This is a genomic window from Qipengyuania sp. (genome assembly GCF_964227205.1).
Classification (GTDB): Bacteria; Pseudomonadota; Alphaproteobacteria; order Sphingomonadales; family Sphingomonadaceae; genus Qipengyuania.
In genome coordinates this window covers 307,627-322,789 of record NZ_CAXQVB010000002.1, presented here as the reverse complement: position 1 = coordinate 322,789, position 15,163 = coordinate 307,627, and the positions used below count along the sequence as shown (strand labels likewise).

Annotated in this window: 17 protein-coding genes; 5 read left to right on the top strand and 12 right to left on the bottom strand. The window is 63.0% G+C overall.

The features are described from left to right. Positions 1-8 precede the first annotated feature (8 nt). The 4 genes from ACEQZ0_RS03490 (at position 9) to ACEQZ0_RS03475 (ending at position 4,977) form a co-directional block, all read left to right on the top strand. Complete coding sequence (locus ACEQZ0_RS03490) at positions 9-956, top strand: DUF481 domain-containing protein (protein ID WP_370188441.1); 948 nt, start codon at positions 9-11, stop codon at positions 954-956. 2 nt (positions 957-958) lie between these two features. Then, entirely contained in the window at positions 959-2,083 is a 1,125-nt protein-coding gene (gene tgt, locus ACEQZ0_RS03485) for a tRNA guanosine(34) transglycosylase Tgt (RefSeq protein WP_370188439.1), read from the top strand. A gap of 25 nt (positions 2,084-2,108) precedes the next feature. Next, positions 2,109-2,870, top strand: a complete 762-nt coding sequence (locus ACEQZ0_RS03480; protein ID WP_370188437.1) for a M50 family metallopeptidase — start codon at positions 2,109-2,111, stop codon at positions 2,868-2,870. A gap of 112 nt (positions 2,871-2,982) precedes the next feature. Further along, positions 2,983-4,977: an alpha/beta hydrolase family protein gene (locus ACEQZ0_RS03475; RefSeq protein ID WP_370188435.1), complete on the top strand. Its 1,995-nt coding sequence runs from the start codon at positions 2,983-2,985 to the stop codon at positions 4,975-4,977. Positions 4,978-5,052: 75 nt separating this feature from the next. On the opposite strand, the gene rpsD is transcribed toward ACEQZ0_RS03475, so the two are convergent. Then, a complete protein-coding gene (gene rpsD / locus ACEQZ0_RS03470) occupies positions 5,053-5,667 on the bottom strand; it encodes a 30S ribosomal protein S4 (protein WP_370188434.1) in 615 nt (204 codons plus the stop codon). A 205-nt stretch (positions 5,668-5,872) separates the two neighbouring features. Here rpsD and ACEQZ0_RS03465 point away from each other — a divergent pair, with 205 nt between their 5' ends. After that, complete coding sequence (locus ACEQZ0_RS03465; RefSeq protein ID WP_370188432.1) at positions 5,873-6,190, top strand: chorismate mutase; 318 nt, start codon at positions 5,873-5,875, stop codon at positions 6,188-6,190. Positions 6,191-6,196: 6 nt separating this feature from the next. On the opposite strand, the gene ACEQZ0_RS03460 is transcribed toward ACEQZ0_RS03465, so the two are convergent. From ACEQZ0_RS03460 to dnaG, 11 genes are all read right to left on the bottom strand, one after another. After that, on the bottom strand, positions 6,197-6,490 hold the full coding sequence (locus ACEQZ0_RS03460) for a hypothetical protein (protein WP_370188430.1): 294 nt from the start codon (positions 6,488-6,490) through the stop codon (positions 6,197-6,199). 84 nt (positions 6,491-6,574) lie between these two features. Continuing rightward, positions 6,575-6,871 carry a hypothetical protein gene (locus ACEQZ0_RS03455; protein ID WP_370188429.1) on the bottom strand — a complete coding sequence of 99 codons (297 nt, stop codon included), beginning with the start codon at positions 6,869-6,871 and terminating at the stop codon, positions 6,575-6,577. Positions 6,872-6,960: 89 nt separating this feature from the next. After that, complete coding sequence (locus ACEQZ0_RS03450; protein ID WP_370188427.1) at positions 6,961-7,251, bottom strand: hypothetical protein; 291 nt, start codon at positions 7,249-7,251, stop codon at positions 6,961-6,963. A 102-nt stretch (positions 7,252-7,353) separates the two neighbouring features. Further along, positions 7,354-8,082: an RNA methyltransferase gene (locus ACEQZ0_RS03445; RefSeq protein WP_370188425.1), complete on the bottom strand. Its 729-nt coding sequence runs from the start codon at positions 8,080-8,082 to the stop codon at positions 7,354-7,356. Beyond that, the gene (nrdR, locus tag ACEQZ0_RS03440) at positions 8,069-8,539 is read right to left on the bottom strand and encodes a transcriptional regulator NrdR (RefSeq protein WP_370188423.1); all 471 of its coding nucleotides are present in this window, start codon (positions 8,537-8,539) and stop codon (positions 8,069-8,071) included. The genes ACEQZ0_RS03445 and nrdR overlap by 14 nt, the downstream gene beginning before the upstream one ends. Further along, positions 8,540-8,764: a hypothetical protein gene (locus ACEQZ0_RS03435; RefSeq protein WP_370188421.1), complete on the bottom strand. Its 225-nt coding sequence runs from the start codon at positions 8,762-8,764 to the stop codon at positions 8,540-8,542. A gap of 11 nt (positions 8,765-8,775) precedes the next feature. Further along, positions 8,776-10,053, bottom strand: coding sequence for a serine hydroxymethyltransferase (glyA, locus tag ACEQZ0_RS03430; protein WP_370189913.1), 1,278 nt, complete (start codon positions 10,051-10,053; stop codon positions 8,776-8,778). Between the two features lie 37 nt (positions 10,054-10,090). Then, entirely contained in the window at positions 10,091-10,528 is a 438-nt protein-coding gene (gene rpiB / locus ACEQZ0_RS03425) for a ribose 5-phosphate isomerase B (RefSeq protein ID WP_370188420.1), read from the bottom strand. Positions 10,529-10,595: 67 nt separating this feature from the next. After that, the gene (locus ACEQZ0_RS03420; RefSeq protein WP_370188418.1) at positions 10,596-11,150 is read right to left on the bottom strand and encodes a DUF2059 domain-containing protein; all 555 of its coding nucleotides are present in this window, start codon (positions 11,148-11,150) and stop codon (positions 10,596-10,598) included. 20 nt (positions 11,151-11,170) lie between these two features. Next, positions 11,171-13,186: an RNA polymerase sigma factor RpoD gene (gene rpoD / locus ACEQZ0_RS03415; RefSeq protein ID WP_370188417.1), complete on the bottom strand. Its 2,016-nt coding sequence runs from the start codon at positions 13,184-13,186 to the stop codon at positions 11,171-11,173. Between the two features lie 52 nt (positions 13,187-13,238). Then, a complete protein-coding gene (gene dnaG, locus ACEQZ0_RS03410) occupies positions 13,239-15,086 on the bottom strand; it encodes a DNA primase (protein WP_370188415.1) in 1,848 nt (615 codons plus the stop codon). Between the last annotated feature and the right edge of the window lie 77 nt (positions 15,087-15,163).

Genomic DNA, 15,163 nt, shown 5'->3' with positions numbered 1-15,163 from the left:
CGCGAGCGATGCGTTTATTCCTGCTCCTTCCTCCCCTCCTGCTGGCCGCTGCTGCCGTTCCGGCGCAGGCCGAACTCCCCGAAGGCGCGCGGGCGATGATCGACGCCGCGCTGGCGACGGGTGACAAGACGAAGGTCGCCACCGTGCTCGACCTTGCCCGCAAGACCTGGCCCGACGACGCCGCCGAAATCGATGCGGTTGCTTCAGCTTTCGCAACGACGCTCGCGGCGAGACAGGCGGACGCGGAAAAGAAGAGGGAGCAGACGATCCGCAATGCCGGCCTGTTCGACCTGTGGAAGGGCGAGGGCGAACTCGGCGGGTTCCAGTCGAGCGGCAACAGCAATACCGTCGGCGTCACCGCGGGGCTCAAGCTCAAGCGCGAGGGGATCGACTGGTCGCACCGCCTGCGCGCCCGCTTCGACTACCAGCGGCAGAATGGCGTCACGAGCCGCGAGCAGCTGTTCCTCGCCTATGAACCGCGCTGGCAGTTCGACGAGAACGTCTTTGCCTATGGTCTGGCGCAGTACGAGCGCGACCAGATCCAGGGGGTCGACGCGCGCTATGCGATCTCCGGAGGGCTTGGCTATCAGGTGCTCGACAGGGACGGCCTCAGCCTGTCGCTCAAGGCCGGTCCTGCCTATCGCGTCACCGACTATACCGACGGGCGGAAGGACAGCCGGATCGCCGCCCTCGCCGGGCTCGATTTCGACTGGAAGATGTTCGAGCGGCTGACGCTGACACAGGACGCAAGCGCGGTCGCCGAGACGAGCGGCGAAGCCGTGGTTCTGATCGACGGCGCGAACACCTCGATCAATCTCGTGACCGGGCTCAACTTCGTCGTCAGCGACCACTTGCGCGCCCGGATGTCCTACCAGCTCGACTACGACAGCAATCCACCCGCCGGAAAGGTCTCCACCGACACGCTGACCCGGGCGACGCTGATCTACGGCTTCTGATCATGACCGAACGTTTCGCCTTCACCATCAACGCCACCGATGGCGCTGCCCGCACGGGCCGCATCGAGATGCTGCGCGGCGCAATCCGCACCCCCGCCTTCATGCCCGTAGGCACCGCGGCGACGGTCAAGGCGCTCAAGCCCGAGACGGTGCGCAAGACCGGTGCGGACATCATCCTCGGCAACACCTACCACCTGATGCTGCGCCCCGGTGCGGAGCGCGTCGCGCGGCTTGGCGGACTGCACAAATTCATGAATTGGGACCGTCCGATCCTGACCGACAGCGGCGGCTACCAGGTGATGAGCCTGTCCGACCTCAGGAAGCTCACCGAACAGGGAGTCGAGTTTCGCAGCCATATCGACGGATCGAAACACATGCTGACGCCCGAACGCAGCATGGAAATCCAGCGGTTGCTCGGCAGCGACATCGTCATGGCCTTCGACGAATGCCCGCGCGCCGACCGTCCGCGCGACGAGATCGCAGCGAGCATGGAAATGAGCATGCGCTGGGCGAAGCGCAGCCGCGATGGGTTCGATGCGGGCGGCGAACACGCAGCGCGCTCGGCACTGTTCGGCATCCAGCAGGGCGCGCTCGACGAGGAATTGCGCAAGGTCAGCGCCGAAAAGCTCACCGAGATCGGATTCGACGGCTATGCGATCGGTGGGCTCGCAGTGGGCGAGGGGCAGGAAGCGATGTTCGCCACGCTCGATTTCGCCCCCGGCCAGCTCCCCGCCGATCGGCCACGCTATCTGATGGGGGTGGGCAAGCCCGACGATCTCGTCGGCGCGGTCGAGCGCGGGGTCGACATGTTCGACTGCGTGCTGCCGAGCCGTTCGGGCCGCAACGGACAGGCCTTCACCTGGAACGGCCCGATCAATCTGCGCAACGCGCGTTTCGCCGAGGACCAGGAACCGCTCGACAATCGCTGCACCTGCGATACCTGCGGCACCTATACGCGCGCCTACCTCCACCATCTCGTCAAGTCCCAGGAAATCCTCGGCGCGATGCTGATGACCGAACACAATATCGCCTTCTACCAGCAGCTGATGCAGGCGATGCGCGACGCCATCGGCGAAGGGCGCTTCGCTGCTTTCGCAAGCGATTTTCGCAGCGATTACTTGCGTTAGGCGAGCCCGGCGATAGGCTGAGCCAATGGAAAAGAATACCCAGCCGCTCGTGGTCCCCGCGAAATGGGGGCTGCCCTATGCGGAGGACGAGATGAAGCCGGTCGTCAAACGCGAACAGACCTATATCGTCGCCTTCGCGGTGCTCACCATCATCGCCTGGCAGACCGAAATCGGGACGCTGGCACTGATGCCGTTCACCCTGCTGTCGACCTGGTGGCACGAAATGGCGCATGGCTTCACCGCTGCGCTGTTCGGGGCCGAGTTCCATCGGCTCGTGATCTTCGCCAACGGGTCGGGCTATGCCGAGAATTCGGGTGGATTGTGGGGGGTGGCGCAGGCCATCGTCGCGGCGGCCGGCCTGCTCGGACCGAGCATGGCCGGATGCGCCATGATCATCGCCTCGCGCTCCCGCCGCGCTACCCGGATCGCGCTGTTTGCGCTCGGCACCGCGCTGCTCGTGACCACGCTGATCTGGGTGCGCTCGGTCGCCGGCTGGATCGTCCTTCCCGCTTTTGCCGCCGCCGCGCTCTATATTGCCGCTCGTGGAAGCGCGAAATTGCAGCGCATCGCCGTCGAGTTCCTCGGCGTGCAGGGTGCGGTCGCGGTCTACCAGGACCTTGGCTACCTGTTCAGCCCGGGTGCCGTGGTCGGCGGGCATGTCGCCCTGTCGGACACTGGCCGCATCGCCGATGCGCTGTTCCTGCCGTACTGGTTCTGGGGCGGCGCGATTACCGTAGCGATCGTGGCGATGGTCTGGAAGTCGTTGCAGATTGCGGGTCGTTATTGACAACTTTCCGGCCAATTTCCTCAGGTAATCCTGTTATAATGACTTTGCGAGGTTGCACTGCGACTTGGTATCGGTAGGCTTCGGCCTACTTGGATATCAGGGGTCGAAATCAATGAATAAGTTTCTAGCAGGCGTTGCGGTCGTTTCTCTTTGCGCGGTTGGCGCGCCGGTTTCTGCCGAGACTGCGGAAGAGGTGGCAACGGTGTTCGGGGCGCGACAGACAGTATTCTCTGTCAGCTTATCTCCGTCGGGCACAAAGCTGGCGTATGTCGGCAATGTCGGTGCGGGCGGCGAGGCTTTGTACACAGTGGACCTGGAAAGAGGTACGCCACCCCAACAAGCGATGGCTGCGCTCGACCCCATGAGTGATCTTGCTTACTGCAACTGGATCACAGACGAGCGTCTCGTCTGCCAGACCTATTTGCGTCGCAAGGACCAGTCGATCGGGCAATATATTGGCGCGAGCCGGATGATTTCCGTGAACGCCGACGGTACCGATCCGGACGTCATCGAGGGGCGTGCCTCGATGCGTGCACTTGGGAACATCTACTACGGTGGTGGGATCGTTTCGCTCAATGCCGAGGGCGATGACAGCTCGGTTCTCGTCACACGCAGCTATACCAAGGAAAGCTCACTGAACACGAGACTCGCAAACCAGAAAGCAGGACTTGGCGTCGTGTCGCATGACGTCGTCACGGGCAAGGAAAAGAGCGTCGAGTCTCCGGATGAGGATGCTATTGCGTATATTGCCGATGACGCAGGTGCAGTACGGGTCAAGGGCACTCTCAACGCTAGCCCCAGCGGCTATGCTCGCGATACTGTCGCCTATTTTTATCGCGAACGGGATTCGCAGCGCTGGCAGCCGCTCTCGAGGGCGGAAATCGATAGCCAGACGGTCGATGGTTTCGAACCATACGCGGTCGACGCGATGCGCAACGTCGCTATCGGTTTCGATTACGGAGAAAAGGGGTTTACCAATCTCTACTCGATCGCGCTGGACGGTAGCCAGACGAAGACTCTGCTGCTCAGCGCCGAGGGCGCGGACGTCGACGGGCTTGTAACCATCGGGAGACGGCAGCGGGTGATCGGCGCAAGTTTCGCAACCGAGAAGCGGCTCGTGAAATATTTCGACACCGAGCTCAGAGATCTTGCCGCTGCACTTGGCAATGCCCTCCCGGGTAAACCCCTCATCAACTTTGTCGGTGCGAGCGAAGACGAACGAAAGTTGCTGTTGATCGCAGCGTCAGACGTAGACCCCGGGATGCTGTATCTTTTCAATCGTGACACCAACCAGCTGAATCCCTTGCTCCCCGTTCGCGAAACGACCGATGGACGGAAGTTGGCGGAAATGAAGCCGGTGACCTTTCCGGCCGCAGACGGCACTCGCATTCCAGGCTATCTCACATTGCCGGTCGGATCCGACGGGAAGAATGTCCCGGCAATCGTTATGCCTCACGGCGGGCCTTCCTCCCGGGACGAATGGGGCTTCGATTGGCTTGTGCAGTTTTTTGCTGCTCGCGGGTATGCGGTTCTTCAGCCAAATTTCCGTGGGTCAGCGGGCTACGGTAAGGAATGGTTCGGCAAGAATGGCGTGAAAGCTTGGCAGACTGCCATCGGGGATGTGAATGACGCAGGCCGATGGCTGATTTCTCAGGGAATCGCCGACCCTGACAAAACTGCGATCGTGGGTTGGTCATACGGTGGATACGCGGCTCTGCAGTCGCAAGTCGTTGATGCGGATCTATACAAGGCAGTGGTGGCCATTGCGCCAGTCGCGGATTGGCGGCAGCTGCTCGACGAAGAGCGCAACACGAGCAGTTACAGGTTGGTCCAGAAATTCGTAGGAGATGGGCCTCACCTCGACCACGGTAGCCCGATGCGCAACGTGGCAGCGTTTTCGGCACCTGTATTTCTCGTGCACGGAACTGCCGACAACAACGTTGATGTAGAACAGTCGCGCCAGATGGAGAAGGCACTCAAGAGCGCTGGCAAGCGCGTCGAGTATGTCGAATACGAAGGTCTGGCTCACTCGTTGCACGATGGCGCTGCTCGCAAGGAGATGCTGGTCAAGATCGACGAGTTCCTCTCGGCCAACCTCGGTTCCTGAGCCGGGCCGCACTTCGCTAACGAAAAAGGGCGGCCCCGCGAGGGACCGCCCTTTTTCATGTCGCTGCCGTGAGGCTTAGCGCGAGTAGAACTCGACCACGAGGTTCGGTTCCATGGTGACCGGGTAGGGCACTTCGTCGAGCTTGGGCACGCGGGTGAAGGTCACCTTGTCGTTGCCGTCGGGCGCGACATAGTCGGGGATCTCACGCTCGGGCAGGCTCTGCGCTTCGATGACCAGCGCCATTTCCTGCGCCTTCTTGCCCAGCGAGACGACGTCGCCGACCTTGACGCGGGCCGAGGCGATGTTGGTCTTCACGCCGTTGAGGTAGATGTGGCCGTGGCTCACGATCTGGCGGGCGGCGAAGATGGTCGGGGCGAACTTGGCGCGGTAGACCACCATGTCGAGACGCTGTTCGAGCAGGCCGATCAGGTTCTGGCCGGTGTCGCCCTTCATGCGCGACGCTTCCTGATAGGTGCGCTTGAACTGCTTCTCGGTGACGTCGCCGTAATAGCCCTTGAGCTTCTGCTTGGCGCGCAGCTGCAGGCCGAAGTCGCTCATCTTGCTCTTGCGGCGCTGGCCGTGCTGGCCGGGACCGTAGGAACGCTTGTTGACGGGGCTGTTCGGGCGACCCCAGATGTTTTCACCCATCCGGCGGTCGAGTTTGTACTTGGCGCTCTTGCGCTTCGACATGAGTCGTCTCCAATTTGCTGAGCCGCCCCAGCGGCGGCCATTCAACCCGGCATCGCACCATCGCGCCAGGGGCTACGATGCGGCCACCGCTTCACCGGGGTGCGGGGCCAATTCGCGAAGGCGCGCCAATAGCAGCATCGCGCGCCTCGTCAAGGGTGAAGATAGGTGCTCGACAAGCGCTCGCAAGCGCGGCAGGGCGCGCGCCATGAGTGACGATTTCAAGCTGCCCGAAGAGTGCACCGACATGCGCGAGGTGCGTATCGGGGTGGACCGGACCGATCGCGAGCTGATGGAACTGCTCGACCGGCGCTTCGGCTACATGCGCGCCGCCGCCCGGATCAAGACCAACCGCGATGTCGTACGCGACGAGGCGCGTAAGGCCGAGGTGATCGAGAATGCCCGTGCCGATGCAGAAAAGCGCGACCTTCCCGCCGGGAGGATCGCGCAAATCTGGGACGATCTGGTCGAAACCTCGATCGCCTATGAACTCGACGAATGGGACCGGTTGCGCGCTCCCAAATGATCGAAATCAGTTGCCGCGGGTGGCAACGGCCGATCGATCTTGGCGTTCTCGAGCGGCGACTCCCGCAGCTTCTCTTTCCGCGTTCCAGGCCGCGTTTGTCTTGCAAACCTTCTTGCCCGAAATACGGCTTCCGGCCGGAGGCGGAAGGCGCTTACAGACGACCGTTGCCGGATCATTGGCGCTTCCGTGGTTCTTGTCCACCTTTTGGCCCTTTACCGGTTCACCGGCCGAAAGTCCGGTGATGGGAAGGGTGACAAGAACCGCAGCTCCAATCGCTGCTACGAATTTGGACTTCGTCATAATGACCTCCTGCGCCATAACATAGCACAACACCCGGGGCTCATAAACTCGTCAAGCCTTCCCAATCAGCCTTTCGCGAATTGGTCAGCCACTAGTCCGGGTATTGCCCGTTCCACTGCGGTCCTGCGTTTCGCGCGCAGCGTCCGCGGCGGCTTCACGTTCGAGACGCCAGGCTGCATTGGTCTTGCAAACCTTTTTCGAACCCAGACGCGAACCCACCGGAGGCGGTACGCGTTTGCAGCGAATCGTCTCGTCATTGTCCGCTGCGGCGCTGTCTTCGCTTGCGATGACGCCCTTGTCGTCGTCAGCCGAGGCTGTCGAAAGCGGGATGAAGAGCAAAGCTGCAGTAGCTGTGGCGATGCCGATTTCTCTAATTTTCACAATCTCTCCTTACAGGTGGCTTTCTTAAACCGTGCCCATTCTTGCTCGATGCAAGGAGAATTGTGAAGGGATCTCGCGCGTAAAAATTATCAGTTCGCGTATAGTCGTCCGCGCATTTCGACATCCTGGGCGGTTTCGCGGGTGGTCTTTTCCCACTCCTCCCATTGATAAATCGGCAGACAAACCCGGCGGCCGGGAATGCGCGTGCCGACCTTGGGAGCAAGGTCACGGCAGACGATTGCTTCGTCGCCGCGCTGGGAATCTTCCGCAGCGGCTTCATCGGTCACCGCTGCGCGCTCGATCTTGGCATCCGCCTCAGTAGGCTCCTGCGCCTGAAGCGGAGCGAAAGCGAAAAATGCGCCGATAGTTGCCGCGGCCAATGGGAATGTCTTCATGACTGCACCCTCTTTGAAACCAGCCTTTCCAAGAAGGCCTGAAGAGAAATATAACAGATCGCGGTCTATTCAGCAAATCTACTCGATTTACTTCTTTGCTTCTCTTTCCAGAGAAGAAAGAACTCCGCGCAAGGTGCGGACTTCGAGATGATTCCACGCCGGTTTGGTCAACACGCCCCGCAAGGTCCGCCGGGTCGCTTCGGCACGCGACTCGGGCAGGAAATAGCCCTTCGGCTCGAGCATTGATTCGAGATGCGCGATCAGCCCGTCGAGCTCTTCCTGGGGGGCGGGGGGAAGCAGGTCTTCCTGCGTCGGTTGAACCAATTGTGCGTGCTTCGACCACTCGTAGGCGCACAATATCACTGCCTGCGCGAGATTGAGTGAGCCGAATTCGGGATTGATCGGCACGGTCAGGATGGCGCGGGCGAGCGCCACATCGGCGGTCTCCAGTCCCGAGCGTTCGGGGCCGAACAGGATCGCGCTGCGGCCCCGGGCACCGGCGATCTCGCGGCTCGCCTCCTCGGGCGTCACCACCGGCTTGGTCACGCCGCGCTTGCGCACTGTGGTTGCGTAGACATGCGCGCAGTCCGCCACCGCCTCGGCGGTCGAGGCGAAGACTTCGGCGCGCTCGAGCACGCTATCGGCGCCCGCCGCGGCAGGGCCGGCCGAAGGATTGGGCCAGCCGTCGCGCGGTTCGACCAGCCGCATTTCGGTGAGCCCGAAATTGAGCATCGCGCGCGCCGCCTTGCCGATGTTTTCGCCCAGCTGCGGCCGGACGAGGACGATGACCGGCCCCGAGCCTTCAGCCGCGCTCATGGGCTGCCGCTTCCTGCACCGTGCTGGCGAATTCCTCGAAATCCCGCGCTTCGCTGAAGTCGCGATAGACGCTGGCGAAGCGGATATAGGCGACGCTGTCGAGGCCCTTGAGCCCGTCCATCACCATCTCGCCGATGCGCTGCGAGGGAACCTCGGGGTCGCCGGCGGTTTCGACCTGCCGCTGGATGCCCGAGACGAGTTGGTCGATCCGTTCCTGCGGCACATCGCGCTTGCGGCAGGCGAGCGAAATCGACTGCTCGAGCTTGCCGCGATCGAAAGCCTCGCGCCGGTCGTTGCTCTTGACCACGGTGACGTCGCGCAGCTGGACGCGTTCGAAGGTGGTGAAGCGCGCGCCGCAGCTTGAACATTGCCGACGCCTCCGGATCGAGGTCGAATCCTCGGTCGGACGACTGTCCTTTACCTGGCTGTCGTCATGCGCACAGAAGGGGCAGCGCATTTAGGGTCGGAGGCGCTTGTAGAGCATGAAGCCGGCACCTGCGACGAGGCCCACAGGCCAGGTCACCACCGGCAGGAGCCCTGCCGCGACCGCACCCACGGCGGCCCCGGTTAGGACCGGCTTGGTCGAGGGATGATCGAGGCCCTGCTTCGCCATGGCCTTGATTTCCGCACCTGCGTCGGAAACCAGATCGTGATCCTGGTGGTTGGGTTCGTGGTCATCCATCGCTCGTCTCCTCAGCGCCCGGGATAGACGGGGAAGGCAGCGCAGAGCTCGGCGACCTTGCCGCGCACCTGCTTTTCGACCTGCCCGTCGCCTTCGGGGCCGTTGCGCGAGAGACCGTCTACCACTTCGCAGATCAGCGCGCCAATCTTTCGGAACTCGTCGGGGCCGAAGCCACGCGTCGTGCCGGCGGGCGTGCCGAGGCGGATGCCGCTGGTCACGAAGGGACTGCGCGTATCGTAGGGAATGCCGTTCTTGTTGCAGGTCAGCCAGGCGCGGTCGAGCCCGGCCTCGGCGGCCTTGCCGGTCACATCCTTCGCCGTCAGATCGACCAGCATCGAATGGTTGTCGGTCCCGCCCGAAACGACGCGCAACCCGTTGGCCTCGATCCCCTCGGCCAGCGCGCGGGCGTTTTCGACCACGCGGTTGGCGTAATCCTTGAAGTCGGGGCGCAGCGCCTCGCCGAAGGCGACCGCCTTCGCCGCGATCACATGCATCAGCGGTCCGCCCTGCATGCCGGGGAATACCGACATGTTGATCGGCTTGGTCAGCTCCTCGTCGTCCCACAGGATCACCCCCGAGCGCGGGCCGCGCAGGCTCTTGTGCGTGGTGGTGGTGACGACATGCGCATGCGGGAAGGGCGATGGGTGTGCGCCCCCGGCAATCAACCCCGAAATGTGGCTCATGTCGACCATGAGATAGGCGCCGACTTCGTCTGCGACCTTGCGGAAGGCGGCCCAGTCCCAGACGCGCGAATAGGCGGTGCCGCCCGCGATGATTAGCTTGGGCTTGTGCTCCTTCGCGATCGCCATGACCTCGTCCATGTCGATCCGCTCGTCGTCCTTGCGCACCCCGTAGCTGACGGGATTGAACCACTTGCCGCTCATATTGACCGGCGATCCGTGGGTCAGGTGGCCACCCGAATTGAGGTCGAGCCCCATGAAGGTGTCGCCCGGCTGCAGCAGCGCGAGGAACACCGCCTGGTTCATCTGCGAACCCGAATTGGGCTGGACGTTGGCGAAATTGCAGCCGAACAGCTGCTTGGCGCGTTCGATCGCCAGCGTTTCGACGACATCGGCATAGTCGCAGCCGCCGTAATAGCGCTTGCCCGGATAACCTTCGGCGTATTTGTTGGTGAACACCGAGCCGGTGGCCTCGAGCACCGCGGTCGAGGCGATATTCTCGCTCGCGATGAGCTCGATCTTGTCCTGCTGGCGTGCAAGCTCCTTGCGAATTGCGCCATAGATTTCGGGATCGGCTTCGGCGAGCGTGTCGTGCCAGAAACGGTCCATCGGGCTGCGGTCGGTCGAGGCGGGCTGGGTAGCCAAGTCAGATCTCCGGATTGGATAGCTTGTCGACGCGGCGCTGGTGACGGCCGCCGGCGAATTCGGTGTCGAGGAAGGCCGCGAGGCACGCCTTGGCCATGTCGCTGCCGGTCAGCCGAGCGCCCATGGCGATGCAATTGGCGTCATTGTGTTCGCGCGCGAGGTTGGCCGAAAGCGGTTCGGAAACCAGCGCGCAGCGCACGGCGGGATTGCGGTTGACGCTCATCGAAATGCCGATCCCCGAGCCGCAAAGCGCGACCCCGCGCTCTGCCGTGCCATCGGCGACGACGCTCGCGAGCTTGTAGCCGAAGTCGGGATAATCGACGCTGTCGGTGGTCTCGGGGCCGAGGTCGGCGACCTCGTGGCCCTGCTCGATCAACCAGTCGCGCAGCTCGGCCTTGAGGTCGATGGCGGCATGGTCGGAGGCAATGGCGATACGCATGCGGGGCCACATAGGGGAGGGGCGTGATTCGCGCGACCCCCTGTCCCCGTTTTTGAGATGCCGGGGATCACTCCGCAGCCTGGCTTTCCTTGTATTCCGTCAGGGTTTCGACGAGAGCGGGCATCTTGGCAAAGACCACCGCCATGGCCTCACCCAAATATGCTTCATTTGCAGCGGCGAACTGCGGTGTTGTCATGACCTTAGTCGACTTCAACATGAAGGCACTGCCGGTTTCGGTCGTCACAAAAGCCAGGATATCCCGTAGCTCTTGCTCGCTAAAGATATCCGCATAGCCTTGCGCCCAGGCATCCATTAGCAAGGGGATATGGCGTTTGAGGATCGGTTTCTGATCCTCGGCCACTGCCTTTTGGAAATCTTCGACTATCGAGAGCGCTCCGGGATCGTTGAGGAGCGGTCCCATGGACCGCATCAATTGCGATTCCATTTGTTCCGAAACGCCTTGGAACATCGCCTCGCGTTCGGATTCAGGATACGTAATCGCCAAGATTTCGCGAGCCAGTCGCAACTCGACTTCGGTCGTGCCTGTGTTTGTTAGCTCTTGCGCAGAGACAGCGGTCGGCACCAGCGCAAAGGCCGCCCAGACGAGGCAGATTTTCTTCACGACGACCCCTCCAATTACGTCTACTGATCGAGGAACGAGCGCATCTTGCGGCTGCGGCTCGGGTGCTTGAGCTTGCGCAGCGCCTTGGCCTCGATCTGGCGGATACGTTCGCGCGTTACCGAGAACTGCTGGCCAACTTCCTCCAGCGTGTGATCGGTGTTCATGCCGATGCCGAAGCGCATGCGCAGCACGCGTTCTTCGCGCGGGGTGAGCGACGCCAGCACGCGGGTGACCGTTTCCTTGAGGTTCGCCTGGATCGCCGCATCGACCGGGATGATCGCGTTCTTGTCCTCGATGAAATCGCCGAGGTGCGAATCCTCCTCGTCGCCGATCGGCGTCTCGAGGCTGATCGGTTCCTTGGCGATCTTCATCACCTTGCGCACCTTCTCGAGCGGCATGGAGAGCTTCTCGGCCATCTCTTCGGGCGTCGGCTCGCGGCCCTGGTCGTGCAGGAACTGGCGCGAACAGCGGACCAGCTTGTTGATCGTCTCGATCATGTGGACCGGGATGCGGATCGTGCGCGCCTGGTCGGCGATCGAACGGGTGATCGCCTGGCGGATCCACCAGGTGGCGTAGGTGCTGAACTTGTAGCCGCGGCGGTATTCGAACTTGTCGACCGCCTTCATCAGGCCGATATTGCCTTCCTGGATCAGGTCGAGGAACTGCAGCCCGCGGTTGGTGTATTTCTTGGCGATCGAGATAACCAGGCGCAGGTTCGCCTCGACCATTTCCTTCTTGGCAATGCGCGCTTCGCGCTCGCCCTTCTGGACCATGTTGACGATGCGGCGGAATTCCTCGAGCGCCATGCCCGTCTGGCTGGCGATGTCGGAGATTTCGGCGCGGATGCGCTCGACCGCGTCGGCTTCCTTCTCGGCGAACGCAGCCCACTTCTTGTCCTTCTTGGCGCGTTCCTTGAGCCAGCTGTCATCGAGCTCGTTGCCGATATAGGCATCGAGGAAGTCGAGCCGCTTGACCTTGTGGCGCTCGGCGAGGCGCAGCATCTGGCCGCCGAGAGCGGTCAGGCGGCGGTTGAAGGCATAGAGGTTGTCGACCAGGAATTCGATCTTGGTCGCATGGAACTGGACGCTTTCGACCTCGGCGGTGAGCTGTTCGGACAGCGCTTCGTATTTCTTTTCCTTGGCCGCGCTGAAAGTCTCGCCCTTGGCCATCAGTTCGACGCGCTCCTTCTGGAGCTTCTCGAACTTGCCAAACAGGTCGGTGATGCGCGCGAAGCGTTCGATGGCGTCGGGCTTGAGCGCGGCTTCCATCTGGGCGAGCGACATGGTGTTGTCCTCGTCCTCGTCGTCGTCGCTCTTGGACGAACCTTCTTCGCCGTCCTCGCCGTCCTCGTCGGAATCGTCGTCTTCGTCATCGTCGCGGATGGTCGGTCCGGCGGTTTCTTCCGAAATCTCGCCGTCGTCGTCTTCCTCTTCCTCCGCCATCTTTTCGGGCGGGGGCTCCTTCGACAGCATGGCGTCGAGATCGAGGATCTCGCGCAGCTGCATTTCCTCGGCGTTGAGCGCTTCGGACCACTGGATGATGGCGTGGAAGGTGATCGGGCTCTGGCACAGGCCCATGATCATCATGTCGCGGCCCGCTTCGATACGCTTGGCGATGGCGATTTCGCCCTCGCGGCTGAGCAGTTCGACCGCGCCCATTTCGCGCAGATACATGCGCACCGGATCATCGGTGCGTTCGCCGGTTGAAGTCTTCTTTGCCGCCGCGGCGGTGGTCGTCTTCTTGGCTTCCTTCTTGCCGTCGGCAGCCTCGATTTCCTCGACCTCTTCGGCTTCCTCGGCAGCGGCCTCGGCCTCTTCGTCGCTTTCGACAATCTGCACGCCCATGTCGGACAGGGCAGACTGGATGTCCTCGATCTGGTCCGAGCTCATCTCGCCCGAAGGCAGCGCGTCGTTGAGCTCGTCATAGGTGACGTAGCCGCGCTTCTTCGCCTTCGCGAGGAGCTTTTTCACCGATGCCTCGTTGAGGTCGATCAGGGGAGCGTCGCCGTCGTCCTTGGTCTTCGACTTGGTTGCCATGAGGTGTTTCAGTCCAGTCTTTTTCTTTTCCGCGGGCCGCGCACCCGGCAGATCATGATTCGGTTTCGCCGGTCGCTGCCGCTTTCCTGCGACCGAAACGCTTCAACCGCTCGTTAAGTGCCAGCAATCGCTCGCGCAATCGGGCCTGTTCGGCGATGGAGCCTTCCGGATCGCGCTCGAAACGCGCAGTGGCTGCGGCGAGCGCAGCCTCCAGCGCAGGTCTTTCGACCAGCAACGACACGGCCTCGGCCAGATCCTCGCGCGCATCACCCGGGTCGGTGCCTTCATCAAGGAAGGCGAAATGAGCTTTTTCCGGTGGGGCGGGAAGGCCTCGTTCGAGCGATATGGTCGATTGGGCGGACAAATCAAGCGTCTCGGCCGCTTCGAGCAGCGAATCGATCGCGGGGCCGACATTTTGGTCACGCCGGGCGAGGTCCGACAGCGCTTCCTCGTGGCGCAGGATCTGGTCGGGATATTTGACCAGCCCGGCGATCACCGCGCGGGTCAGGGCATCGCGGGCGCCGCCCTGCATCGCCCGCGTCAGGCTTGCGCGCGCTTCGGGGGCGAGCGCAGGAGCGGGCTGCCTGAACCCGCCTTTCTTCCAGTCGCCACGGGGCTGGAACTCGCGCGGCGGGCGCGGCGGGAAGGCGAGCGCGGAAAAGCGCTCGAGCAGTTCGCGCTTGTAGAGCGCGCGGATGTCGGGGTGCTGGATGGCGTCGACATGGTCGAGCAGCCGCGCCTTGAGGCCGGCCTTGTCCTCGGGGGTGTCGAGTGCGCCGGCGGCCTTCTCGAATTCCCACAGCGTGTCGAGCAGGCTCGCGGGCCGCGCCAGCAGGTCCTCGATGGCGGCGACGCCCTTTTCGCGGATGAGGTCGTCGGGGTCCTTGCCCGCGGGCATGCGCACGATCGCCAGCGAATGCGCCGGGCGCAGCATGGGCAGCACGCGCGCGATCGCGCGCATCGCCGCACGCTGGCCGGCATTGTCGCCGTCGAAGCACAGGATCGGGCGCTCGACCTGGCGCCACAGCAGTTCGATCTGGTTCTCGGTCAGCGCGGTGCCGAGCGGGGCGACCGCTTCGCGAATACCCGCATTGGCGAGCGCGATCGCATCCATATAGCCTTCGACCACGATCATCCGCCCGCTCTGGCGGGCAGCAGGCGCGGCGCGGTGGAGGTTGTAAAGCGTGCGGCCCTTGTCGAACAACGGGGTGTCGGGGCTGTTGAGGTATTTGGGCTTGCCGTCGGGATCGAGTACGCGGCCACCGAAGGCGATCACCCGCCCGCGCATGTCGTGGATCGGCAGCATCAGCCGGCCGCGGAACCGGTCGTAGGGCTCCTTGTCCTCGACCGCGATGCGCATGCCCGATTCCACCAGCATTGCTTCGTCGAACCGGGCCAGCGCGCGCTTGAGTGCCTGACGGTCCTCGGGCGCATAGCCGAAACCGAATTCGCGCACCGTCGCCTCGGAGAATCCGCGCCGGCCGAGATAGGCACGCGCCTGCGCGCCATCGGAGGATTTCAGATTGTCGGCGAACCAGTCCTGCGCCGCCGCGGTCACATCGTGCAGGCTGGCGCGCTTTTCCGCCCGCTGTGCGGCACGCGGATCGGGGGCGGGGACTTCCATCCCGGCCTCTGCCGCCAGTTCCTTCACCGCATCCATGAAAGGCATGCCGCGCTGGTCGGTCAGCCAGCGGATCGCGTCGCCATGCGCCTCGCAACCGAAGCAATGGTAGAAACCCTTCTCGTCATTGACATAGAAGCTCGGCGTCTTCTCGTTGTGGAAGGGGCAGCAGGCCTTGAACTCGCGCCCCGCCTTGGTCAGCCGCAGGGTACGACCGATCACCGCGGACAGCGTGGTCCGCATGCGCAATTCGTCGAGCCATTGGGGAGACAGGGCCATAAGGTCGCAGACCTTACCGCTCGCACTCCTTGGCCGCTAGGCGGCGGCAGAACGCTCCACAGGCTTATCCCCGCACT